General features: G+C 59.8%; 22 protein-coding genes. 15 read left to right on the top strand and 7 right to left on the bottom strand.

The genetic code is table 11. From position 1 onward, the window contains the following. Positions 1-44: 44 nt before the first annotated feature. Together NXC24_RS16630 and NXC24_RS16625 are read left to right on the top strand one after the other, a co-directional pair. Positions 45-1,067, top strand: a complete 1,023-nt coding sequence (locus tag NXC24_RS16630) for a LacI family DNA-binding transcriptional regulator (protein ID WP_104824301.1) — start codon at positions 45-47, stop codon at positions 1,065-1,067. Positions 1,068-1,099: 32 nt separating this feature from the next. Next, positions 1,100-2,068 carry a 2-hydroxyacid dehydrogenase gene (locus tag NXC24_RS16625; RefSeq protein WP_104824300.1) on the top strand — a complete coding sequence of 323 codons (969 nt, stop codon included), beginning with the start codon at positions 1,100-1,102 and terminating at the stop codon, positions 2,066-2,068. Here NXC24_RS16625 and NXC24_RS16620 read toward each other — a convergent pair whose 3' ends face one another. Then, positions 2,069-2,857 (bottom strand): gamma-glutamyl-gamma-aminobutyrate hydrolase family protein, encoded by a 789-nt coding sequence (locus tag NXC24_RS16620; RefSeq protein ID WP_104824299.1) that lies wholly within the window; start codon positions 2,855-2,857, stop codon positions 2,069-2,071. It abuts the gene before it with no gap. A gap of 286 nt (positions 2,858-3,143) precedes the next feature. Between NXC24_RS16620 and NXC24_RS16615 the strand changes: the two genes are divergently transcribed. The 7 genes from NXC24_RS16615 (at position 3,144) to NXC24_RS16585 (ending at position 11,392) form a co-directional block, all read left to right on the top strand. Beyond that, positions 3,144-4,250, top strand: coding sequence for a TRAP transporter substrate-binding protein (locus NXC24_RS16615; RefSeq protein ID WP_104824298.1), 1,107 nt, complete (start codon positions 3,144-3,146; stop codon positions 4,248-4,250). Positions 4,251-4,480: 230 nt separating this feature from the next. Beyond that, on the top strand, positions 4,481-6,784 hold the full coding sequence (locus tag NXC24_RS16610; protein WP_104824297.1) for an EAL domain-containing protein: 2,304 nt from the start codon (positions 4,481-4,483) through the stop codon (positions 6,782-6,784). A gap of 351 nt (positions 6,785-7,135) precedes the next feature. Continuing rightward, entirely contained in the window at positions 7,136-7,891 is a 756-nt protein-coding gene (locus NXC24_RS16605) for a hypothetical protein (protein WP_104824296.1), read from the top strand. Positions 7,892-8,073: 182 nt separating this feature from the next. Further along, on the top strand, positions 8,074-8,298 hold the full coding sequence (locus NXC24_RS16600; protein ID WP_104824295.1) for an aa3-type cytochrome c oxidase subunit IV: 225 nt from the start codon (positions 8,074-8,076) through the stop codon (positions 8,296-8,298). A 126-nt stretch (positions 8,299-8,424) separates the two neighbouring features. After that, on the top strand, positions 8,425-9,588 hold the full coding sequence (locus tag NXC24_RS16595) for a Re/Si-specific NAD(P)(+) transhydrogenase subunit alpha (RefSeq protein ID WP_104824294.1): 1,164 nt from the start codon (positions 8,425-8,427) through the stop codon (positions 9,586-9,588). After that, positions 9,589-9,987 (top strand): NAD(P) transhydrogenase subunit alpha, encoded by a 399-nt coding sequence (locus NXC24_RS16590; protein ID WP_104824293.1) that lies wholly within the window; start codon positions 9,589-9,591, stop codon positions 9,985-9,987. A gap of 10 nt (positions 9,988-9,997) precedes the next feature. Further along, entirely contained in the window at positions 9,998-11,392 is a 1,395-nt protein-coding gene (locus NXC24_RS16585) for an NAD(P)(+) transhydrogenase (Re/Si-specific) subunit beta (RefSeq protein WP_104825211.1), read from the top strand. Positions 11,393-11,486: 94 nt separating this feature from the next. Here the strand turns inward: NXC24_RS16585 and NXC24_RS16580 are convergent, their stop codons facing one another. From NXC24_RS16580 to rpsU, 6 genes are all read right to left on the bottom strand, one after another. Next, entirely contained in the window at positions 11,487-11,969 is a 483-nt protein-coding gene (locus NXC24_RS16580) for a DUF992 domain-containing protein (RefSeq protein ID WP_104824292.1), read from the bottom strand. Positions 11,970-12,050: 81 nt separating this feature from the next. Further along, complete coding sequence (locus tag NXC24_RS16575; RefSeq protein ID WP_104825210.1) at positions 12,051-13,715, bottom strand: sensor histidine kinase; 1,665 nt, start codon at positions 13,713-13,715, stop codon at positions 12,051-12,053. 7 nt (positions 13,716-13,722) lie between these two features. Further along, positions 13,723-13,953, bottom strand: a complete 231-nt coding sequence (locus NXC24_RS35125; protein ID WP_158704493.1) for a hypothetical protein — start codon at positions 13,951-13,953, stop codon at positions 13,723-13,725. Between the two features lie 3 nt (positions 13,954-13,956). After that, on the bottom strand, positions 13,957-15,036 hold the full coding sequence (locus tag NXC24_RS16570; protein ID WP_104824291.1) for an FAD-binding oxidoreductase: 1,080 nt from the start codon (positions 15,034-15,036) through the stop codon (positions 13,957-13,959). A gap of 152 nt (positions 15,037-15,188) precedes the next feature. Further along, the gene (locus NXC24_RS16565; RefSeq protein WP_104824290.1) at positions 15,189-16,064 is read right to left on the bottom strand and encodes a tetratricopeptide repeat protein; all 876 of its coding nucleotides are present in this window, start codon (positions 16,062-16,064) and stop codon (positions 15,189-15,191) included. Between the two features lie 137 nt (positions 16,065-16,201). Next, the gene (gene rpsU / locus NXC24_RS16560) at positions 16,202-16,414 is read right to left on the bottom strand and encodes a 30S ribosomal protein S21 (RefSeq protein ID WP_003585885.1); all 213 of its coding nucleotides are present in this window, start codon (positions 16,412-16,414) and stop codon (positions 16,202-16,204) included. 295 nt (positions 16,415-16,709) lie between these two features. On the opposite strand from rpsU, the gene NXC24_RS16555 reads away from it, so the two are divergent. The 6 genes from NXC24_RS16555 (at position 16,710) to NXC24_RS16530 (ending at position 22,873) form a co-directional block, all read left to right on the top strand. After that, positions 16,710-16,988 carry a hypothetical protein gene (locus NXC24_RS16555; protein ID WP_245463894.1) on the top strand — a complete coding sequence of 93 codons (279 nt, stop codon included), beginning with the start codon at positions 16,710-16,712 and terminating at the stop codon, positions 16,986-16,988. Positions 16,989-17,243: 255 nt separating this feature from the next. Next, the gene (locus NXC24_RS16550; protein WP_104824289.1) at positions 17,244-18,497 is read left to right on the top strand and encodes a sarcosine oxidase subunit beta family protein; all 1,254 of its coding nucleotides are present in this window, start codon (positions 17,244-17,246) and stop codon (positions 18,495-18,497) included. A 104-nt stretch (positions 18,498-18,601) separates the two neighbouring features. Next, positions 18,602-18,916 carry a hypothetical protein gene (locus tag NXC24_RS16545; RefSeq protein WP_245463992.1) on the top strand — a complete coding sequence of 105 codons (315 nt, stop codon included), beginning with the start codon at positions 18,602-18,604 and terminating at the stop codon, positions 18,914-18,916. Between the two features lie 15 nt (positions 18,917-18,931). Continuing rightward, complete coding sequence (locus tag NXC24_RS16540; RefSeq protein ID WP_104824288.1) at positions 18,932-19,324, top strand: sarcosine oxidase subunit delta; 393 nt, start codon at positions 18,932-18,934, stop codon at positions 19,322-19,324. Then, complete coding sequence (locus tag NXC24_RS16535) at positions 19,321-22,317, top strand: sarcosine oxidase subunit alpha (protein WP_104824287.1); 2,997 nt, start codon at positions 19,321-19,323, stop codon at positions 22,315-22,317. Before NXC24_RS16540 ends, NXC24_RS16535 begins: the two co-directional genes overlap by 4 nt. Continuing rightward, positions 22,310-22,873, top strand: coding sequence for a sarcosine oxidase subunit gamma (locus tag NXC24_RS16530; protein ID WP_104824286.1), 564 nt, complete (start codon positions 22,310-22,312; stop codon positions 22,871-22,873). Before NXC24_RS16535 ends, NXC24_RS16530 begins: the two co-directional genes overlap by 8 nt. Positions 22,874-22,944: the final 71 nt, after the last annotated feature.

Here is a 22,944-nt window from a genome sequence, read left to right as displayed (position 1 = left end):
GCCGGGATCATATATTTGGCTGCGTTTCACGAGGAGGGGAGCGCATGGCGCAAAAGATAAAGCTTTCGACCATTGCGGAAACGCTGGGTATTTCAACGGCGACCGTATCCCTTGCCTTACGCGACAGTCCGCTGGTGGCGGTGAATACGCGCGAGAAGATCAAGGACCAGGCGCGCACGCTCGGCTATATCTACAACCGCCGTGCGGCGAGCCTCAGGACATCGCGTTCCGGAATTATCGGCGTCGTCGTGCATGACATCATGAATCCGTTCTACGGCGAGATTCTGAAGGCGATCGAAAGCGAGCTCGACCGCAGCCGTCATACATTCATTCTCTCCAACCACTATGATTCGGTCGAGAAGCAGCGGACCTTCCTCGAAACCCTGCTGCAGCTCGGCGGCGACGGCATCATCATGTCGCCGGCAATCGGCACGCCGCCGGAGGATTTCGATCTGGCGGAGGAAAACGGCATGCCGGCCATCCTCGTCGCCCGTTCGATGGAGGGGCTGGACCTGCCGACCTTTCGCGGTGACGACAGCTATGGCATTTCGCTCGCGACGAACCATCTGATCAGCCTCGGTCACCGCACCATCGCGATGATCGGCGGCACGGACCAGACCTCAACCGGCCGTGATCGTTACCAGGGCTATGTGAACGCTCTGCGCAAGGCGGGCATCGAGGTCGATCCCAATCTGCGCATTCCCGGCGCTCGTTCCAAGCAGGGCGGTTTCGAGGCGGCGGTACATCTCCTGTCACTGCCGCAGAAGCCGACGGCCGCCGTCTGCTGGAACGATCTGGTGGCGATCGGTTTGATGAACGGCATTTCCCGCGCCGGCCTTGTGCCGGGCAAGGATATTTCTGTGACCGGCTATGACGATCTGGAAGAGGCGGCGATCGCGACTCCGGCGCTGACGACGGTGTGGAACGGTCAGGCCGAGGTCGGAAGGCTTGCGGCGCGCGCGCTTTTGGATAGGCTTGCCGGCAGCCATGAGCCGGATGGAATTCATCTCATCAAGCCGGAAATGCGCATCCGTCAGTCGACATCTCCCTATCAGGCGCGCCAATAGCGTCGAACCCGCATCTTCAAGAGGAAAGATCATTGTCCGATAATCGCATTGCCGTCCTCGTTCCGGGGAAGATACACCCGCGTGTTCTCGAAACGCTCAAAGGCCGCTTCGATATCATTGCGCTGGACTCCGGCGAGAGCCCGAAGGTCGATGCTGAGACGGCGGCGCGTGTGCGTGGCGTGGCGGTGTCCGGCGGTTTCAATGCCGTCTGGATGGATGCCTTCCCCAATATCGAAGTCATCGCCAATCTCGGTGTTGGCTATGACGGCGTCGATGTCGGGCATGCGGCCTCGAAAGGCATCGTGGTTACGAACACGCCCGATGTGCTGAACGATGAGGTGGCCGATACGGCCATCGCGCTGTTGCTGAATACGATACGACAATTTCCAAATGCGGAAACCTGGCTGCGCGAGGGACGCTGGGTGAAGGAAGGAGCCTTTCCGCTCTCGCCTTTCTCCCTGAAGGGACGTCGCGTCGGCATCTACGGCCTCGGCCGCATCGGCCTGGAGATTGCCAGACGGCTGGAGCCGTTCAAGGTGAAGATCGGCTATCACACGCGCTCGCCGCGCGACTCGTTGCCTTACGATTACTATCCGACCCTGAAGGAGATGGCACAATCGGTGGACACGTTGATTTCCATCGTTCCGAAGACGCCGGAGACGCATAAGGTGATCAATGCTGAGGTACTATCGGCACTTGGGCCGCAGGGCGTGTTCATCAATGTTGGACGCGGCTGGTCGGTGGATGACGACGCGCTGATCGCCGCCCTTCGGAACGGCACGCTTGGTGCTGCCGGCCTCGATGTTTTCTACGACGAGCCGAACGTTCCCTCAGCTTACCTCTCTCTGCCGAATGTCTCGCTGCTGCCGCATGTAGCATCTGCCTCGGTGCCGACGCGCAACGCCATGGCCGATCTCGTGGCGGACAATATCATCGCGTGGTTCGGCAACGGCAACCCGTTGACGCCGGTGCCGGAAACACCAGTAAAATCAAAAGCTTGATCAAACGGCCTGCTGGTGGCGAGGGGTTGCCAAAGGCTGCTCCTTGCTCGCCGCATAATCGCGCACCGCATCGCCGAAGGCGGCAAACAGCTTGCGCGAAGGCGAATCCGTTTCCGCCCAATATTCCGGGTGCCACTGCACGCCGACGGCGAAAGCCTTGGCGTCGATGACCGAGACGGCTTCGATCGTGCCGTCTTCGGCGATCGCTTCCACTTGCAGCCGCGGCGCCGTTTCGGCGATTGCCTGGCGGTGCAGCGAGTTGACCCGCACTTCGCCTGGGCCGATGACGCGGGCGATGCAGGAGCCTTCCTTGACGAACACGCTCTGGCGGATCGAATACATCGTGTCGCGATCGACATTCGGCGGTTTGCGGTGATCCCATATGCCCGGCTGTTCCTGGATTTCGCTGGCGAGCGTGCCGCCCAATGCGACGTTCAGCTCCTGAATGCCGCGACAGATGGCGAGCATTGGGATGGCACGATCGATGGCGCGGCGAATGAGCGGCAGCGACGTCGCGTCGCGGGCCGGATCGAAGGGGCCGTCGCTTTCGAGCGCTTCCTTGCCGTAGAGCGAGGGATGTACGTTGCTGGCGGAACCGGAGACGAGCAGGCCGTCGACGCGATCGAGAATGGCGTCGATATCGTTGCCGTCTTCCAGCGCGGGGACGATCAGTGCCGTCAGGCCGGCGGCATTGACGGCTGCCCGGATATATTGCTGCTGCACCGCATGCCAGGTCACACCATCGAATTCGCGGAGATCGGCAGGAATGGCGATGATCGGTCTGGGCATGCAAGGCTCCGGAGAATTGCGAGACAATCGGGGATCGGTTGGGACCCCGGAACGAATATGGTGTCGATGCCGAGGCCCGTCAAATCTAAGCGAAGAGCGGGACTTCGGCAACGCGGAATGGTTGCGGGCGAGCTTTGTCTCTATTCGTCATAACGATGTACAGGAATCGCCATAATGCAGTGCAAAAGCAACCTTGAAAGACAATGCATGGCGTGGTTAGCTCCAGCGCTTGCGCCATGAGCGGGAGAGCATGTTTCCCGCAATGCCATATATACGGGAGGTTTCGATGGATCGCCGTTCGTTCATCAGGCGGGCCGGAGCGGTTGGCGCGGGCGTGGCCGCCTCGGCGCTCGCCAGTCCCGCTCTGGCTCAGGACTATCCGAAGATCAACTGGAAGATGACTTCCTCCTTTCCCAAGAGCCTGGATACGATCTATGGCGGTGCAGAAGACATCGCGACGCATGTTTCGGACGCGACGGGCGGTAATTTCGTCATCCAGACCTTTGAAGCCGGTGAGATCGTGCCAGGCGCGCAGGCGGTCGACGCGGTGAGCGCCGGCACCGTCGATGCGGCTCACACCTGTTCCTATTATTTCTGGAACAAGGACCCGACTTATGCCATCGGCACAGCTCTGCCTTTCGGCCTCAATGCCCGGCTTACCAATGCCTGGTTCTACCAGGGCAATGGCAACAAGCTGATGAACGAGTTTTATGCCACGCAGGGCATGTTCGGTCTGCCGGCGGGCAATACCGGCGCGCAGATGGGCGGCTGGTTCCGCAAGGAAATCAATACGCTGGACGATCTCAAGGGCTTGAAGATGCGCATTGCCGGCCTCGCCGGAAAGATCATCGAAAAGATCGGCATCGTGCCGCAACAGGATATTCCCATCAATGACGTCTACGCTGCGCTCGACAAAGGTACGATCGACGCCGTGGAGTGGGTCGGCCCTTATGACGATCTGAAACTCGGTTTCGAGAAGATCGCCAAATATTATTACTATCCCGGATGGTGGGAGGGCGGTGCCGTCGTGCACGCCTTCTTCAATTTGGAAAAATGGAACGCGCTGCCGAAGACCTATCAGACGATCCTCGCGGACGCCTGCGCTTTCGCCAACACCAATATGCTGGCGAAATATGATCTGAAAAATCCGCAGGCGCTGAAGGAGATCGTGCACCAGGGCGTAACGCTGCGCCCGTTCAGCCAGGAAATTCTCGAGGCCTGTTTCCAAGCGGCTACCGTAATTTATGCCGATCTCTCGAAATCCAACAATTATTTCAAGCGGATCTACGACGATCAAGTTGCTTACAAGAAGGACTCCTATCTCTGGATGCAACTTTCCGAATACACCTTCGATACTTTCATGATGATCCAGCAGCGGGCAGGTAAACTCTGAGCGATCGCCCCTCTATTTTCATTAGTTTATGTTTTAGTAATTGATGATTTAATAAGTATAGCCTGAGTAGAATCAGTTTTAACTGATTGCACGAATACGATGCAAAATATCACTCAAAATTAGTGTAAGTGACCGAGATGATTAGAAAATCCGTCCAGATACCCCCTATTTGGGCAATCAAATTTTAAAAAGTTTCAACTAGAGTGCCTGCCGCATCAGGGGAACTCTGAATGAAGCCTCAAAGCCCGGACACCGTGCCGACAGATGTTTATCTGTCGTTCGTAAGTTCGCTTTTCGGAAACCGTAAAACGTTGTTTACGGGTGTGTTTGTTCACATCCTGACATATGTCATCGTGTTTCTGAGCACGGACGCCGGCATCTATCTCGGTCTCTGTCTCGCTTTCGCCGCCGTTTTCGCTTTCCGCATGTATTCCTTCTGGCAGTTCGACGCTGCCGATAAACATGCCTTTTCGCGCGCCGATATTGCTCATTGGGAAACGCGCTACGTGCTTGGCGCCGCAGGGACAGCGGCTATCCTCGGCATCGGCAGCGGCTATGCGATCCTGATCGTCCAGGATCCGTTGGCGGAGTTCATCTGCATCGCCGTGACCATGGCCTCGATGGTGTCGATCGTCGGCCGCAACTATGGTTCGCAGAAAGCGATCGACCTCCAGACCATGGCCTGCTGCCTGCCGATTATCGTCGCCTGCCTGATGTCGGAACAGCTTTACAAGTCCATCGTCTCCATCATGCTCGTGCCCTTCGGGTTGACGACGCGCTCGATGGCCAATGGCGTGCGCGAATTTCTCTACAAGAACGTCATCGCGTCACGCGAAATATCGTTGATTGCCGACCGGTTCGATACGGCGCTCAACAATATGACGCACGGCCTGTTCATGCTGGATGCCGACAATCGGATCCTGGTGGTGAACCGCAAAGCCTGCGAGCTGTTGAACCTGGCGCATCAGGAGCAGCTCAGGGATTGCGAGTTCGATGTCGTGCTGCGCTACGGTGCCCGCCATGCCTTCATCGACGGTTCGCTGCCCGGCCTGATCCAGCGGCAGATGGCGCAGCTCGTCAGCGGCTCGCTATCGCGCACCCTCATTCAGTTCAATGAGGATCTGTTTCTGGAATTTTCGGCAAGCCGTCGTGCCGATGGCATTGTCATTCTGATTTTCGAGGATGTGACGCCACGCATTCGCGCCGAGCGCAAGATCCTGCATATGGTGCGCTTCGATCCGCTGACGGGTCTGCCGAACCGCGAATATTTCGTCCAGATGGTCAAGGAAAAGCTCGCCGCTCGCGCCCAGGAAGGCCAAATTGGCCTTCTGGTTCTCGATGTGGACGACTTCAAGCACGTCAACGATACTAAGGGGCATTTCATCGGCGATCGGCTGCTGGTCGCCATAGCAGCGCGACTGAAGGAGAGGGCGGGAGACATGGCGCTTTGTGCGCGCCTCGTCGGGGATCAATTCGTCTTGTTTTTTCCGAACGAGGATGGCGAGCCGGATTTGGATAGCCGCGTGCATGCGCTGCACGCCGCCATGTCGGGCATCTACGAGGTGGACCGCAATAGTTTCCGCGTTTCCTTCAGCGGCGGCTATGTGACCATGTCGAGCCGCGAGTTCCGTCCGGAGGAATGGCAGATCAAGGCTGATCTGGCGCTGTTCGAAACCAAGTCGCGGATGAAGGGCGGATGCTCCGCCTTCGAGCAGGAAATGGATGCCCGTTACGTCGAGCGGCAGAAACTGAAAGAGGATCTGCGCGAGGCAATCGAAGGCGGTAAGCTGCATGCCGTCTATCAGCCGATGTTTACGCCGGATGGCAGCCGCATCGATTGCTGCGAGGCGCTGTCGCGCTGGGTGCATCCGGAAAAGGGCTCGATCCCGCCCAACGTCTTCGTGCAGATCGCCGAGGAAATGGGCATCGTGACCGGCATCACCCGCTTCGTGCTCAATCAGGCCTGCCGGGACTGTGCCAACTGGCCGGAGCCGATCTCGGTCTCGGTCAATCTCTCGGCGCAGGATCTGCGCAGCAACGATATCGTCACCATGGTCATGGAAGCGCTCGATGCATCGGGGCTGGACCCATCGCGGCTGCATCTGGAAGTAACCGAAAGCTGCCTGATGGACGAAATCGCGATCACGCGATCCGTTCTCACCGATCTGCGCGCCAGAGGCATCACCATCGCCATCGATGATTTCGGCACCGGCTTCTCCAGCCTCAGCTATCTCGACACGCTGCCTGTGGATATCGTCAAAATCGACCGCTCCTTCGTGCGCGACATCACCACGGACAGCCGCCGTTTCAAGCTCCTGTGCGGTATCGCCGATCTTTCCCGGGCTCTCAGCCTGGAAATCGTCATCGAGGGCGTGGAGACGCCGGAACAACTATCGCTCATTGAACAATATGATTTGGCCGACATCGTCCAGGGCTATGTCTTTTCGGTTCCCGTGCCGCGGGATAGCGTCATTGAGATGGTGGACAATCTCGGTCGCCACCAGCCGGCCATCCGGCAGGATAATGTGGCTTAGACCTCGCCGGGGAGGTCGGTTACAAAGCGTCCTTTACGACTGCCTCGGACACCAAGCCGGACTCAAGCCGCTCAGTGCAAGCCCCTTCATTTTCGATGGCAGACAGGCATTTCCGCCGCCGATACTTCCTAGCCTGCCGTTACGTTAGGTTCTTCCCAGCAAAGCCGGTAGCGCGGTCAGTTTATCCCCAATAATCTGTAGATGAGAATTTGTTAATATTCGAATCTATACCGGTATTTTTAATCAAAAATTAACCTTAACGAAAAGATAATTAATAAAAATTAAAACGATTATTGATCAATTTTTCTATTAATACCAATAATGGTCCGTTAACGTTTTGGAATAACGACCATGTCTTATATAAGTACTTTGAAAAATAGCTTCGCCGGCAAGCTAATGGAGGTGCTTGATCATATCGAATATCGCCGGATCGAGAGCAGCGAGGACATGGAGGATGTCGCTCGGTTGCGTTACAAGGCCTATAAAGCGCGTGCGGTTTTGCCGGTTGCGGCCCAGACCATGATCGACGATATCGATTTCGACGAGCAGGCCTATATTTTCGGCGTCTATTATTACGAAGAGCTGGTGAGTACGGTGCGGGTGCACCATGTCACGCCGGACCATCGTGTCTGCCAGTCAACAGGCATTTTTCCCGATGAAATCCATGCCTTTCTCGATGCCGGCATGACGCTGATCGATCCGGCGCGCTTCGCCATCGATCCCGATTTCGAACTTGAAATGCCGGCGCTGCCTTATTTGACGCTGAGACCGGCAATTGTCGGCGCTGTCTATTTCGATACCGACCGAGTCATGCAGCATATCCGCCCGGCGCATGCCGCCTTCTACAAACGTGTCTTTTATGCAGATACGATCGTGCCGCCGCGCATGACGGAGACCTATGGTTTCGAACTGACGCTGCTGGCTTCGCGGTCGAAGGAGATTCGCGGCAAGTTGATGCAGCGATACCCCTTTTTCGATTCGGAACCCTATGAGCGGCGGATGATGTTCTCGCGCGGCGCTGACGGCGGCACGCATCCGCTGACCATTCTGCCGACGGCGCGAATGGCTGCTGGCGGCCGCGCTGCTGGTCGGCAGCAGTTCAGCTAAGCCTTCTCAAGCCGCTGCGGCGTTCTCGTGCATTGCATTTTTCGTCGCTTTGTGTAACCCCTCGATTGAGGAAATTTGGCCGCGGTGTCTCTTCGGGATCTACCGCGGCTTTCGAGGCTGAACTCCAGCCGACACGCGATTTGCAAAGCCGGTCGGGGAGTGCATAGAGGGGAGATTTTTGCATGGCCGAACATCAAGCCGGACCGGTCGAAACCGGTGCTCCTATGGACTACAAAGAGCACGACAAGACCTATCACGGGTTCCTTTTCGTCGCCAGGGCCGGATCGGCGATCATCGCCGCGTTGATGATAGCGATGGCGGCTGGCTTCTTCGGTCATGCCGGCTTCCTTGGCGGTCTGCTTATTTTCTTCGTTCTTTCAATCGTTGGCACCATGCTCGTGCGCTGATATTTCAAGCGCGCTAATCGATGCAGGGCCGTCCGGCCCGCGCCTTCCATGGAATCTCAGCCCTGGGTCTGCAGGCTATGCGCTGCTGTATCCAGTGGCGCTGTCGTTTGACGTGAGGTGGTGTCGTTGGGCAATCTGGTTTTTGTCGCCAAGGAGACCGTGGCGGATGAGACGCGTGTCGCAGCGTCCATCGAAACGGTGAAGAAAATGAAAAGCCTTGGCTTTGACATTGTGGTCGAAGCCGGCGCCGGTGCTCTGTCGCGCATCCCGGATGATGAATATGAAGCCATCGGCGCGCGTATCGGCTCCGCTCGGGATGCTGCGCGCGCCGATGTCATTCTCAAAGTGCGCCGGCCGACGAGCGAAGAGATTGCCGGTTACAAGAGCGGCGCGATCGTTATCGCCATCATGGATCCCTATGGCAATGAAGCAGCGCTCGCTGACATGGCGCGGGCCGGGCTCACAAGCTTCTCCATGGAGCTGATGCCGCGCATCACCCGTGCGCAGTCGATGGACGTGCTGTCATCGCAAGCCAATCTTGCCGGCTATCAGGCCGTGATCGAGGCAGCCGCGGTCTATGACCGGGCCTTGCCAATGATGATGACGGCGGCCGGCACCGTGCCGGCGGCGAAGGTCTTCGTCATGGGTGCCGGCGTCGCAGGCCTGCAGGCGATCGCGACAGCGAGGCGATTGGGCGCGCAGGTGTCGGCAACGGATGTTCGTCCTGCGGCCAAGGAACAGGTCGCCTCGCTCGGCGCGAGATTCGTGGCCGTCGAGGACGAAGAGTTCAAGGCGGCGGAAACCGCCGGCGGCTATGCCAAGGAGATGTCCAAGGACTATCAGGTCAAGCAGGCGGCGTTGGTTGCCGAACATATCTCCAAGCAGGATATCGTCATCACCACGGCGTTGATCCCCGGCCGTCCGGCGCCGCGGCTTGTCAGCCGCGAAATGCTGAAGGCCATGCGCCCCGGTGCGGTCGCCGTCGACCTCGCCGTCGAACGCGGCGGCAATATCGAGGGTGTCGAATTCGGGACCGTGGCGGATGTCGAGGGCGTCAAGGTGATCGGATATCCCAATCTGGCCGGCCGCATCCCGGCAAGTGCCTCCGCGCTCTATGCCAAGAACCTCGTCACCTTCCTGGAAACGATGGTCGACAAGAATAGCAAGAACCTCGGGCTCAACCGGGCCGATGAGCTGATCAAGGCGACGATGCTGACCGATGGCGGCGAGGTCGTGCATCCGAATTTCGTCGACCCGGATCAGCCGACGGTCAACAAGGGAGATCTGTAGATGGCCAGCCAAGCGATGGATCAGGCGCTCCAGAAATTGAACGACGCCGTTGCCGCTGTGACGACCGCTGCCGCGCAGGCTCCGGAATCCGTCAGCGCCATCTCCGGCGGCGCGATTGATCCCTTCGTGTTCCAACTGGCGATCTTCGTATTGGCGATCTTCGTCGGTTATTACGTGGTGTGGTCGGTGACTCCCGCCCTGCATACGCCGCTGATGGCCGTAACGAACGCGATTTCCTCGGTCATCGTCGTCGGTGCGCTTCTGGCGGTCGGCATTTCCGCCAGCGGGCTTGCCACCGGTTTCGGCTTCGTGGCGCTGGTGCTCGTCTCGGTCAATATCGTCGGCGGCTTCCTTGTCACCCAGCGCATGCTGGCGATGTACAAGAAGAAAGACAAGTGAGGGCGGCATGCTGAGCAATATCGCGGCCTTCCTCTATCTCGTCTCCGGCGTGCTGTTCATCCTGGCGCTGCGCGGCCTGTCGCATCCGGCCACCAGCCGCCGCGGTAATCTCTACGGCATGGTCGGCATGGGCATCGCCATCGCCACGACGCTGGTTCTCGCCACACCCTCCTTCGGCGGCTTCGTGCTGATCGTTCTCGGCCTTGCCATCGGCGGCGGGGCAGGGGCCTATATCGCCCGCGTCATTCCGATGACGTCGATGCCGCAACTCGTTGCCGGTTTCCATTCGCTGGTCGGTCTGGCCGCTGTGCTCGTCGCCGCCGCGGCACTCTATACGCCGTCGTCCTTTGGCATAGGCGAAATCGGGCATATCCATACGGAAGCGCGCATCGAAATGGCGATCGGCGTCGCTATCGGTGCGCTGACCTTCACCGGCTCGATCATCGCCTTCCTGAAGCTCGACGGCCGCATGTCCGGCAAGCCGATCCTGTTGCCCAACCGGCATATCATCAACGCCGTGCTGCTGGCGCTTATCCTGTTTTTCATCTTCGGCCTGGCGGTCAGCGAAAGCCACTTCAATTTCTGGGCGATCGTCGCCCTGGCTCTGGCGCTCGGCGTGTTGCTGATCGTGCCGATCGGCGGCGCCGACATGCCCGTCGTCGTATCGATGCTGAACTCCTATTCCGGCTGGGCGGCGGCCGGCATCGGTTTCACGCTCGGCAATCTGGCGCTGATCATCACCGGTGCTCTGGTCGGCTCCTCGGGTGCCATCCTCAGCTATATCATGTGCAAGGGCATGAACCGTTCCTTCATCTCCGTCATCCTCGGAGGATTCGGCGGCGAAACGGCGTCCAGCGGCGCCGACAATAGTGACAAGACGGTGAAGCTCGGCTCGGCTGAGGATGCCGCCTACCTGATGGCCAACGCCTCGAAGGTCATCATCGTGCCGGGCTATGGCATGGCGGTTGCGCAGGCCCAACATGCGCTGCGCGAAATGGCCGACAAGCTGAAGGCGAACGGCGTCGACGTGAAATACGCCATTCATCCCGTCGCCGGCCGCATGCCGGGACACATGAATGTGCTGCTTGCCGAGGCCAATGTTCCTTATGACGAGGTCTTTGAGCTGGAAGATATCAATTCGGAATTTGCCCAGGCCGATGTCGCCTATGTCATCGGCGCCAACGACGTCACCAATCCGGCTGCACGTGACGACAAGACGTCGCCGATCTACGGCATGCCGATCCTTGACGTCGACAAGGCTAAGACCTGCCTCTTCGTCAAACGTTCTCTTGGTTCCGGCTATGCTGGTATCGACAACACGCTGTTCTACAAGGACGGCACGATGATGCTGCTCGGGGACGCCAAAAAGGTCACCGAGGAGATCGTCAAGGCGATGAACGAGTGAGCTTCCATCTTCCCGGTGGGAAGATTTCAGGATCTGAGAGACTTGAAGGTCCGGCATAGGGGCGATTTGCGAGAATCGCCCCAACTTGTCTTTCTCAAATCGAAGCGGGTGCCAGCGTCATTTTCTCGACGCCAATGGCGACGTTGACGCCTTCCTGGGCCTGGACGTTGAGAGGTTGCAGCATGAAAGCCCGGTTGGTGCCGCCAGCGATGACCTTGGCGCCGCCTCCGGCTGCAACGCTGGCATCGGCGCCGACGCCGTAATATTCGCCGGCCAGCGCGATATCGCTGAATGGTGTGCCGGTTTTAGCAAGCACAACCCAGACCATGACGCTGCGGCCGGTAATGCCGAGATCGACGCCATATTTCTGGATCATGCCGGCGTAACGTGCAGGCGCCCCGCCGCCGCTCGGCTCAAAAATGCACATCAGGTTCTTCTGCGACATGATGATCATGCCCGTCGACCCCTTCGACGTGCAGGTGAGCCTGCCGAGAGTAGCGTAGTCGGCGGACGTTGCGGGCGCAGCCCATACAGCAAAGGACAGTGCTGCGGATGCCAGGAGAATGTGTTTCAGCATGGTCTTTCTCCTCTGGATTGACCAATGATGAAATTGGAACGGCTCCTGCGGTGGAATGTTCCGGGCGGAGTCGGGGGCCAGCTAGTTTCGTTCGCGCTCACGCTCCATGGTGCTGCGCACAGCATTCAGCACCCAAACGAGGCCTGTCGGACGGAAGTCGATCTCGACTGTGCCGCTGAAGGCGGCGGCGGCATGCGCCTTGGTGACGGTTGTGCCAAAGCCCGTAATGGTCGGCGCTTTGACGATCGGGCCGCCGCTTTCCGTCCAGATGAGCCTGATCATCTGCCCGATCTCGCCGTCGGCGCTCGTCCATTCGATGGTGATCTTCCCTTCGGGAGCGGACAGAGCGCCGTATTTCACCGAATTCGTCGCCAGCTCGTGCAGAATCAAGCCGAGATTCTGCACCGCCTCCGGCTTGAGCAGGAAATCCCTGCCCTTGATATCGAGTTGTTGCGGTCCTTGCAGGAAGGTGGCCAGATGAATGTCGATCACCCGCCGCAGCGACACGCCGGACCATTGTTCGCTGGTCAGGACTTCGATCGAGCGCGCCAGGCCTTCCAGCCGGTCGGCGACCGCGCGCTGAAAGGTGTCGACGCTGTCGGTCTGCCGGGCGAGCTGACGGGTCATTGCCTGGGCAAGCGCGAGCAGGTTCTTGGTGCGATGAACGAGCTCATGCATGACGAAATGCAGCCTGTCCTCCGTTTCGCTGCGATCGAAGGATGCGTTGGAAAGCGCCATGGCCATCTGATTGGCCTCGATCACACTGGTCTCGATCGGCGAAACAATCTCGCCCCGGCCCATGCGGTCCGCCATGTCGGCGATGCTCTGGATGGTAGTGCGCACCTGTCGGGCCAGCGCATAAACCGCAATCACCGCGATCAGCAACAGGGTGACGCCACCATAGATCAGGAAGCGCCAGGTGCTCATCAGCGAAGCCTGCGCGGATGCGATAGGCCCCCAGACCACGGCTTTCCACGACCAGCCCGGAATTTGCGCATAGCCGAGCAGCGAGTGTGGCAGGACCTTCTCATCCTGATAGACGCCGCTCGAGGCAATCAGTTTCGGCAGGATATCCTTGTTGAACGCGTCGCCAGGGGAATGATTGGCAGGGCCGCTGGCGGCAACGATATGGCCGGAGCTGTCGATGACCGCAGCCGACCAGCCGGGCGCAAGGGCATCGGTCGTCACGAGCTTGGCGAGTTCATCGGCATCCTGCGTCATGGCAAGGGCCGCACCGGCCGGCGAATGATCGAGCGGCAGGGTGACATTATAGACCCAGCGGTGGATGACTGATCCGATAAAGACGTCCGAAGCCTCGATGCGGCCCGAATTGAGTGCCGATTGCAAGGCGGCCAGATTGCCAGTCTTGCCGAGCGGCTTGCTCAGCGGCCAGCGCGTGTTCAGCCGCATCTGACCGTCCTTGTCCAAAAGCAGGACGAAAAGCGAATCGGTGCGCAGCACCGTCTCTGTCCGGTCGAAGAAGGTGGCGATGTCGTTGCGCTCCAGTTCCGGCGAGGAGGAAAGCAGTCGCAGGGTCGTCGCCATGTCCTGCAGTTGCCGGTCGATGGTGCGCGCCAATGCCTGGGCGTCTTGAACCGTATCGCGCTTCAGCACATCGCGTTCGTTGCTTTCGAGCTGAACCAGCAGCAATGCCACGAAAGCCAGAATCGGCAAAGCGATCGCCAATGCTATGGCGATCAGATAGGCCCCAATCGAAGCCTTTGGGAAACGCGGCGGCTTTCTCATGACGCGATCAACCGATCGGACCACCATTAAAATAAAAAGCGTCTACCAAAGCGGGAATATCGGTCTTGATCACCATGTCGAGCGCCCCCATGCTTTTACCCGAGCAGCATGCTCTCGAAAGGGCCATGTTAGGGCCCGGTAAATTGCGTTGCAACATATGAAAAGTCATCGCAGTTAAATCGTAAGTGATACCAGACACTTTGGACGCGAGTGGCATAGGCTTAAAGTTGAGATCCATGAGTCAGTCACTTGTCGGCGCGAATCGCGACAGGCGAAATGGCGCGAGCTGAGGATCGGGATCGCCACTGAGGATCTCTGCTGCCGCAACCGATCCGACGAGCGGCGCCAGCGTCACACCGGAATGCAACACGGCAAGATAGAGGCCCGGAGCTGCATCGACACCGCCGATGATCGGGAAACCGTCTTTCGGGGTCGGACGATAGCCAACCGTATAAAAATCGAGTTCGAGCTCGTCGCCGCCACGCAGCATGGTTTTGACCTTGGCGAAGAGTTCGTCAGCCGCCTGCTGCGGTTTCTCGCCCGGATCGGTACCGCCGAAATCGGTGCCGGCAATGATCCTGCCTTCCATCGTCTGGCGCATGTGCAGCTCCGGCGCCATGACGAGGCCGTTCAGCAGCCGGGGAGCAGGGCGGGAATGAACGATGAGGCCCGGCGGCGTTTCGATCGGCACATCGATGCCGACGGACGCAGCAAGTGCTGCGGTGCCGGCACCGGCGGCGAGAACCACATGATCGGCAAGCAGCACTCCATCCGCCGTTTCAACGCCCGTGATCCTGCCGTTCTCCCGCAGGAGCCGTCTGGCTTCCATGCCATAGGACAGCGTTGCGCCATGACGGGCGGCATCTTCCAACAGCAAATTGGCGGCGGCAACCGGCTCGACAGCGCCTTCTTCGGCGACATGCAGCGCAAAAGTGGGCGGATCGGCGAGGTGAGGTTCGAGGGCGGCGCTTGTTTCGCGATCGACCTGCCGCAGGCCGTAGCCCCAGCCGCCCTGCCGCGCGGCATAGGCCTCCAATTCGGCTTCCGGCAGATCCCAGCAGAGCCCGCCGCACCAGGAAAGCGGCAGGTCGGGAAGGTCAGCCGCCAGCCGCGACCATTCCGCCATCGAGCGGCGACGGAAATGGAAGTAGAATTCGGGATTGCCCCAGCTCGCGTTGATCCAGGCGAAAGAGCTGGGCGTCGCCTCGCCTCCGGGCTTTGCCGCGATCACGGTCACGCGTGCACCCTTGCGCGCCAAATGCCAGGCGATGGAGGCGCCGATAATGCCGGCGCCGATGACGATGATTTCTTGAGAAGGCATGCCGCGTCTCTTATCCGAATGTGGGGTCGGGGGGAGACTATGCGTTCAACAGCGCAAAGAAAAGCCGCCGGGCGGATGATCGCACGGCGGCCCACTGTTGTTCTCAGGCACTTGTGGCAAGAAAAGCGCCATGCGCTTTTCTTGCAACTATTTTAGGCGCCTGCCCCGACGCGTGCCAGGCCGTCCTTGGCCGGCTGGTAGGACGGGTCGAGGTTGACGGCGTGCTGGTAGGAACGGCGGGCTTTGGCCTTATCGCCACGGCGCTCATAAACGAAAGCCTGGTTGGCCCAGGATTCGGCGACCTTATTGTTGAGGTCGATCGCGTGGTTGAAATCGGCAAACGCGTTGTCGTCGTCGTTCTGCGCGAGATAGGAGATGCCGCGGCTGTTATAGGGCTCGGGCGAATTCGGCGACAGCGAGATCGCCTTGGAGAAGTCGTCGATCGCCTTATCCTGCTGATTACGCTTCTGGTAGATCACACCACGGCCGTTATAGGCGCGGCCATCCGTCGTGCCGAGGCTGATCGCCTTGGAATAATCGTTGAAAGCGTCGTTGTCGCGGCCGGACTGACGATAGAGGTTGCCGCGGCCGATATAGGCGACGTCATAATTGGAGTTGATCTGCAGCGCGGCGTTATAGTCGGCGACCGCTTCCGGCAGCTTGCCCATGTTGCGATAGATGAGCGCGCGATTGGCGTAGGCCTGATAGAACTTCGGATTGAGCTGGATCGCCTGGTTGAAGTCTGCAAGGGCGCGGCTGAATTCGCCGCCGCGGCCATAGGCCGTGCCGCGGACGTTATAGCCTTCCGGATCCTGCGGATTGGCATTGATGACCGAGGTCAGCGAGGCAATGTTTTCCGAAGAACCCTGCGCCTTGTCGATGCGGATCACCGTATCGGTGGAGGCGGTCTGGCAGCCGGAAAGGCCGATTGCAGTGAGAAGAGCCAAAGCGGGTACGGCAGCAGCGCGCTTCGAAACAAAAAAAGACAGTTTCGAAGTGCGGAACTGTTTGGACGTCGTGATTGCCATTATCGGGTTCGCTTTCCCCATGCGTTATATCAGGCTGTTTTGATAAATTCCGTTTGCCCGGAGAATAAATCAAAAAGGCGGCGGCGAACGACTCGCCCCCGCCAGACATGCATCTGAAAACGTCGAAAAAACGACGATTAGCGTGCGACCAGACCTTCGCGCTGTGCGCGCTTGCGTGCCAGCTTGCGAACGCGACGAACAGCTTCAGCCTTCTCGCGAGCACGCTTCTGCGACGGCTTTTCGTAATAGTCGCGCATCTTCATTTCGCGGAAAATGCCTTCGCGCTGCATCTTCTTCTTGAGAGCGCGGAGAGCCTGATCGACATTGTTATCGCGGACAAGTACCTGCACGAGAATCACGTTCCTTTGGTTTGGTTGATGCCAGCGGCGACTGCAGCACCAGGAGGCAAAACAATAACGTTCGCGCGGCCGCAGCCTTGCGATTGGTAAGGCGAGATAGCAGATCGGTTTGTCAAAGTCTAGCCAGATCGTGAGTTTGCAGAGGAAAAAGCGCTTTGTCGAGCCTGAAGTGAGCCCGCGATGTCGCCTCGGGCGTGCTTATGTGAGATTTGAGGCCCTGGTCATTTCCACCCGCTGCCGAACCGCCTGGTTTCGGTGGTTATCCGGCGTTAAGGGGAATCGCTTTATGAAATCGTTCGATCTCGCTGTCGCCGTCAGGTCATATGGTGCGTCTATCCTGGCCGCCACCCTTCTTGTCGCAACGCTGGTGCCTGCCGCCGCCGGCGAGGTGCGACTCGGCAAAAATGTCCACATAGGCGGCCATGACTTTTCCAACCAGACCTTCGACAGCAAACATCGGGCAAGAATCTATCTTTACGACCGCAAACCACAGAAGGAAGGATGCGCGTGGCGCAGCGACGGCCATGGTGGTCGAGTGAAGATCTGTCATCTTCAGCGCAAGTAGGAAGGGTGAACTATGTGCGATCAGACCATGTCGCACAGTGTTCATTGTCCGAGCGGCTTAGTGTATGCCTCAATGGCAGTCAGTCAGATATGTCGATCCTGGCCGTTCACAAGGTCGGGCCTTGCTGTAGCATTCTTTTTAACCGTGTCGAAAGCCGGTCGTGATTGCGTCGCAAAAGAGCCGTTGTGTCGGTTTTTGATCTGCGATTTGTATGGCCCATCGAAAGGGCTTGATCCCTGAAGGAGTTGAGGGCGAATGCGTAAATACTCTGTCTTTGCCGTGGCACGGGAAGCAATGCGGGCTCACAAGGGCTGGGAGGCCCAGTGGAGTTCGCCGGAGCCGCGCAAGGAGTATGACGTCATCATCATCGGCGCTGGCGGCCATGGCTTGGGCGCCGCCTATTATCTCGCCAAGGAACACGGCATCACCAATGTCGCCGTGATTGAGAAGGGCTGGCTCGGCGGCGGCAATACCGGCCGCAATACGACCATCATCCGCTCGAACTATCTCTATGAAGAGAGCATGCATATCTACGAGCATTCGATGAAGCTCTGGGAGGGGCTTTCTCAGGATCTCAATTACAATGTCATGTACTCGCCGCGCGGCGTGATGATGCTGTCGCACAATATTCACGATCAGCAGTCCTTCAAGCGGCATATCCATGCCAATAGGCTCTATGGCATCGACAATGAATGGCTGACGCCGGAGCAGGCCAAGGCTTACTGTCCGCCGCTCGATATTTCGAAGACGGCGCGCTACCCGATCAATGGCGCTGCGCTCCAGCGCCGCGGCGGCACGGCCCGTCACGATGCCGTGGCCTGGGGCTTTGCCCGCGCGGCTTCGGATCGCGGCGTGCACATCATCCAGAATTGCGAAGTGACCGGTATCCAGCGCGGGCCGGACGGTCGCGTGGCCGGCGTCGACACCACCAAGGGCTTCATCGGCGCCAAGAAGATCGGCGTTTCGGCGGCAGGTCACACGACCGTCGTCATGCAGATGGCCGGCGTGCGCGTGCCGCTGCAGTCGAGCCCGTTGCAGGCGCTGGTTTCCGAGCCGTTGAAGCCGATCTTCCCCTGCGTCGTCATGTCGAACACGGTGCATGCCTATATTTCGCAATCCGACAAGGGCGAACTCGTCATCGGCGCGGGTACGGACCAGTACAATTCCTATAGCCAGACCGGTGGCCTGCAGATCATCACCCATACGCTGGATGCGATCTGTGAACTCTTCCCGATGTTCCGCCGCGTGAAGATGATGCGCTCCTGGGGCGGCATCGTCGACAACACGCCGGATCGTTCGGCGATCCAGTCGAAGACGCCGGTGCCGGGCCTCTATGTCAATTGCGGCTGGGGCACGGGCGGTTTCAAGGCGACGCCGGGTTCGGCCAATCTGTTTGCGCATCTCATCGCCCGCGACGAGCCGCATCGGTTCAATGCCGGCCTGACGCTGGATCGCTTCCGCACTGGCCGCTTGATCGACGAGGCGGCTGCCGCCGCCGTGGCGCATTGATGCTGACGGCGGTCGGGATCGTTCTTGCGGCAAGGTTTTCGTTGTCGGCAGGAACGATCGTGACCGAAGTCAGTGATCTCTTTCCGGGGGTCGAGGATGTTCGCATGCAGGTGATCCATAAGGCGAAGGCCGAGGCCGAATGGCCCTTCGTGGCCGAAAGCGGCGTGCTTGCCTGCGTCAAGGTGTTGAAAAAGCCGGCGGTCTATTTTGTGCCGGAGCAGACGCCTGAGGCGACAAGGGCTTTTGCCATCGACACGGATCTGCTGGGAATGAGCTTGGTCAATCTGGGAATGACCAATGTGCTGAAACCCTACGGATCGCTGGAGGCGCTCGTGAAGCGCATAACACCTTTCGTCACAATGGGACGCCAGCTCTGCGCACAGCCTCCCGGCACAAGCCTTACGGGCTCCGAGCTTTAACATAGGTAGAAAACGATGCTGCTGATTTACTGCCCCTATTGCGAGGAAGAGCGTTCGGAACTGGAATTCCGCAACGCGGGCGACGCGCATATCGTGAGGCCGGAAAATATCGCCGGAATTTCCGATGAGGAATTCGAGGAATATTTCTTCCTGCGTGACAATCCGAAGGGCCTGATCTTCGAGCGCTGGCGGCATATGCATGGCTGCGGCCGCTTCTTCAACGCTGCGCGCGATACGGTGAGCGACCGCTTCTACCGGACCTACAAGGCCGGCGAGCCGAAGCCGGATATTTCGACGCTGCTGCCCGCGGCCCCCGAGCCGGTCCATGAGCCGGTGGCGCAAGACAACAACGTGCAAGAACAACGTGCACAAGAACAAGCACACCAAGAAGAGGGATTTGCGAAATGAGCGGCGCCAATCGTATTGCAGGCAAGGGCCGCCTGACGCCGGCCAGAACCGCCCGCTTCACCTTTGATGGCAAGAGTTATACGGCACTCGAAGGCGACACCGTCGCCTCGGCGCTGCTTGCCAACGGTATTCATCTCGTCGGCCGCTCGTTCAAATATCATCGCCCGCGCGGCATCCTGTCGGCCGGCGCGGAAGAGCCCAACGCGTTGCTCGACATCTCCCGCGATTCGGCCCGCCGCCAGCCCAATGTGCGCGCCAGCGTGCAGGAGGTCTTCGATGGCATGAAGGCGGAGTCGCAGAATCGTTGGCCGTCTCTCGCCTTCGATGTCGGCGGCGTCAACAATCTCATGTCGCCCTTCTTCGCCGCCGGCTTCTACTACAAGACCTTCATGTGGCCGAAGGCGGCCTGGAAGAATATTTACGAACCCTTCATTCGCCGCGCCGCCGGTCTCGGCGTCGCGCCGACTGAGGAGGATCCGGATCACTATGCCAGCCGTTATGCCCATTGCGACGTGCTGGTGGTCGGCGCCGGCATTGCCGGTCTTTCCGCCGCACTGGCGGCCGCAGAAACCGGCGCCAAGGTCATTCTCTGCGACGAACAGGCGGAAGCGGGCGGCTCGCTGCGTTTCGATGCCAGCGTCAAGATCGACGGTGTTGAGGGCTATGTCTGGGCACAGGATGTCGTCGCCAAGCTCAAGTCGATGGACAATGTGGAAGTGCTGACCCGCACGACGGCTTTCGGCTATTACAACCACAATTTCATCGGCCTTGCCGAACGCGTCACCGATCATCTCGCAAAGCCGGGCCGTCATCTGCCGCGCGAGCGTCTGTGGCAGGTCCGCGCCAAGCGCGTCATCATGGCGACGGGCGCGATCGAGCGGCATATGGTGTTCCCGAACAACGACCGCCCGGGCATCATGCTGGCATCCGCGGCGCGCACTTATCTCAACCATTACGGTGTTGCCGTCGGCGCCAAGGTTGGCGTTTATACGGCGCATGACTCGGCTTACGAGGCTGCCTTCGACCTGAAGCGCGCCGGCGTCTCCGTCGCGGCGATCATCGACAGCCGCGCACGGCCCGGCGAGGCCGTGCTTGCCGAGGCGAAGCGGCTCGGGATTGAGGTGCTGAGCGACTATGCCGTCATCGATACCGCCGGCAAGCTGCGCATTTCCTCCATGACCGTGGCGCGCAATGGCAGCCGCGGTGCCCGCAAGATTGCTATCGATGCGCTGCTGGTTTCGGCCGGCTGGACGCCTTCTGTGCATCTATTCTCGCAGTCGCGCGGCAAGCTGAAATTCGATGCCGAGAAGCAGCGCTTCCTGCCGGGCACCTATGTGCAGGATTGTCTCTCCGTCGGTGCCTGCAACGGCACGGACGGGCTGCAGGCGGCGATTGAGGAATCGCTTGCCGCCGGTGAATTGATGGCGCGAGCTGCGGGCGCAGGTGGCGCGGGCGGCAAGATCCTGCTGCAGGCCGAACAGGCCTTCGAATGGACGGGCGGCATGATCGGCGCAGCCGAGGGTGCCGGGCCTAATACCAATGCCAAGGCTTTCGTCGACTTCCAGCACGATGTCTGCGCGAAGGATATCCGCCTCGCCGTGCGCGAAGGCATGCATTCGATCGAGCATATCAAGCGGTTCACCACCAACGGCATGGCGTCCGACCAGGGCAAGCTCTCCAATATGCATGGCCTGGCGATCGCCGCGGAAATGCTTGGCAAGGATATTCCGAAGGTCGGTCTTACCACCTTCCGCGCGCCCTATACGCCGGTGACCTATGGCACGCTGATCAGCCATTCGCGCGGGTCGCTCTTCGATCCCGCGCGCAAGACGCCGATGCATGCCTGGGAAGAGGCGCATGGCGCCATCTTCGAAGATGTCGGCAACTGGAAGCGCGCCTGGTTCTATCCGCGACCCGGCGAGACGATGCATCAGGCTGTCAACCGCGAATGCCAAACGGCACGCGAAGTGGCTGGTGTGTTCGACGCCTCGACGCTCGGCAAGATCGAAGTGGTCGGGCCGGATGCGGCGCAGTTCCTGAACCTGCTCTACACCAACGCCTGGGACACGCTGAAGCCCGGTCGCTGCCGTTACGGCATCATGACCCGCGAGGACGGCTTTGTTTATGACGACGGCGTCGTCGGGCGCTTGGCCGAAGATCGCTTCCATGTGACGACCACAACCGGCGGTGCGCCGCGCGTGCTGCACCACATGGAAGATTATCTGCAAACCGAATTCCCGCATCTGAAGGTTTGGCTGACGTCGACTACGGAACAGTGGGCCGTCATCGCCGTGCAAGGGCCGAAGGCGCGCGAGATCATCGAGCCGCTCGTCGAGGGGCAGGATCTGTCCAATGAAGCCTTCCCGCATATGAGCGTGGCCGAGTGCAAGGTCTGCGGTGTACCGGCGCGGCTGTTCCGCGTCTCCTTCACCGGTGAGGCGGGCTACGAAATCAACGTGCCGGCGGACTACGGGCAGTCGGTTTTGGAAGCCGTCTGGGCGCGGGCCGAGCCGTTGGGCGCTTGCGCGTACGGCACCGAGACCATGCACGTTCTTCGCGCCGAGAAGGGCTATATCATCGTCGGCCAGGATACCGACGGTACGGTGACGCCCGATGACGCCGGACTTTCCTGGGCCGTGTCCAAGAAGAAGACCGATTTCGTCGGTATTCGTGGCCTGAAGCGGCCGGACCTTGTCAAGGAAGGGCGCAAGCAGCTCGTCGGTCTCGTCACCCGCGACCCGAAGGTGGTGCTGGAAGAAGGCGCGCAGATCGTCGCCGATCCGAATGAGCCGAAGCCGATGACCATGCTCGGCCATGTCACCTCTTCCTATTGGTCCGAAAATCTCGGCCGCTCGATTGCCTTCGCACTTGTTGCCGGTGGCCGCGAGCGCATGGGCAAGACGCTCTATGTGCCGATGCCGGACAAGACGATTGCCGTCGAGGTGACGGATCTGGTGTTCTTTGACAAGGAAGGAGGCCGGATCAATGGCTGATCTCGCTGTTCGCAAATTGCCGCTCGCCGGCCGCCACGGTGGCTCGGCCACTGTTCGCCTGACACCCGCAGCACCTGCAAGCCGCATTGCGCTGCGGGCACCGGCCGACTCTCTTGGCGGTCTTTCGCAGGCGCTCGGCCTGCAACTGCCTACCCGGCCGAAGACATCTGCCAGTGCAAATGGGCGTCATGCTCTGTGGATCGGCCCGGACGAATGGCTCGTTATCGACGAGAATGGCGCCGAGCTGGTCGGCATTGCCGCTTCCGCCGGCGTTGTGCATTCGGCCGCCGATGTCTCCCATCGAAACACGGCGATCATCGCTTCCGGCCCCGGCGCGGAAGCGACTCTCGCCGGCGGTTGCCCGCAGGACCTGTCGCTGCAGGCTTTTCCTGTCGGGGCCTGCTCGCGCACGCTGTTGGGTAAGGTGGAAGTCGTGCTGCTGCGCCTCGATGACGAGACATTCCGCGTCGAAGTCTGGCGCTCCTTTTCCGAGTATGCTTTCGGACTGTTGGCCGAGGCGGCTGAGGATGCGCAAAATACGTTTTCTCCTCGCTGACACGGCGCCTAATAGGGGAGGGGCGGGAAGCAGTTCTTTGCTGTAACGCCCCTTCATCCCGCGCGATGCGC

The sequence above is a fragment of the Rhizobium sp. NXC24 genome (assembly GCF_002944315.1).
In the GTDB taxonomy this organism is placed as follows: Bacteria; Pseudomonadota; Alphaproteobacteria; order Rhizobiales; family Rhizobiaceae; genus Rhizobium.
This window is presented reverse-complemented; position numbering and strand designations above follow the sequence as displayed.

What these genes read in the sequence shown, in the direction of transcription:
- NXC24_RS16580 (WP_104824292.1), bottom strand. Translation starts at nt 11,969, where the DNA reads ATGCTGAAACACATTCTCCTGGCATCCGCAGCACTGTCCTTTGCTGTA.
- NXC24_RS16570 (WP_104824291.1), bottom strand. Translation starts at nt 15,036, where the DNA reads ATGCCTTCTCAAGAAATCATCGTCATCGGCGCCGGCATTATCGGCGCC.
- NXC24_RS16615 (WP_104824298.1), top strand. Translation starts at nt 3,144, where the DNA reads ATGGATCGCCGTTCGTTCATCAGGCGGGCCGGAGCGGTTGGCGCGGGC.
- NXC24_RS16555 (WP_245463894.1), top strand. Translation starts at nt 16,710, where the DNA reads ATGAAATCGTTCGATCTCGCTGTCGCCGTCAGGTCATATGGTGCGTCT.
- NXC24_RS16535 (WP_104824287.1), top strand. Translation starts at nt 19,321, where the DNA reads ATGAGCGGCGCCAATCGTATTGCAGGCAAGGGCCGCCTGACGCCGGCC.
- NXC24_RS16605 (WP_104824296.1), top strand. Translation starts at nt 7,136, where the DNA reads ATGTCTTATATAAGTACTTTGAAAAATAGCTTCGCCGGCAAGCTAATG.
- NXC24_RS16610 (WP_104824297.1), top strand. Translation starts at nt 4,481, where the DNA reads ATGAAGCCTCAAAGCCCGGACACCGTGCCGACAGATGTTTATCTGTCG.
- NXC24_RS16590 (WP_104824293.1), top strand. Translation starts at nt 9,589, where the DNA reads ATGGCCAGCCAAGCGATGGATCAGGCGCTCCAGAAATTGAACGACGCC.
- NXC24_RS16620 (WP_104824299.1), bottom strand. Translation starts at nt 2,857, where the DNA reads ATGCCCAGACCGATCATCGCCATTCCTGCCGATCTCCGCGAATTCGAT.
- NXC24_RS16630 (WP_104824301.1), top strand. Translation starts at nt 45, where the DNA reads ATGGCGCAAAAGATAAAGCTTTCGACCATTGCGGAAACGCTGGGTATT.
- NXC24_RS35125 (WP_158704493.1), bottom strand. Translation starts at nt 13,953, where the DNA reads ATGGATCTCAACTTTAAGCCTATGCCACTCGCGTCCAAAGTGTCTGGT.
- NXC24_RS16530 (WP_104824286.1), top strand. Translation starts at nt 22,310, where the DNA reads ATGGCTGATCTCGCTGTTCGCAAATTGCCGCTCGCCGGCCGCCACGGT.
- NXC24_RS16575 (WP_104825210.1), bottom strand. Translation starts at nt 13,715, where the DNA reads ATGAGAAAGCCGCCGCGTTTCCCAAAGGCTTCGATTGGGGCCTATCTG.
- NXC24_RS16565 (WP_104824290.1), bottom strand. Translation starts at nt 16,064, where the DNA reads ATGGCAATCACGACGTCCAAACAGTTCCGCACTTCGAAACTGTCTTTT.
- NXC24_RS16550 (WP_104824289.1), top strand. Translation starts at nt 17,244, where the DNA reads ATGCGTAAATACTCTGTCTTTGCCGTGGCACGGGAAGCAATGCGGGCT.
- NXC24_RS16600 (WP_104824295.1), top strand. Translation starts at nt 8,074, where the DNA reads ATGGCCGAACATCAAGCCGGACCGGTCGAAACCGGTGCTCCTATGGAC.
- NXC24_RS16540 (WP_104824288.1), top strand. Translation starts at nt 18,932, where the DNA reads ATGCTGCTGATTTACTGCCCCTATTGCGAGGAAGAGCGTTCGGAACTG.
- NXC24_RS16545 (WP_245463992.1), top strand. Translation starts at nt 18,602, where the DNA reads ATGCAGGTGATCCATAAGGCGAAGGCCGAGGCCGAATGGCCCTTCGTG.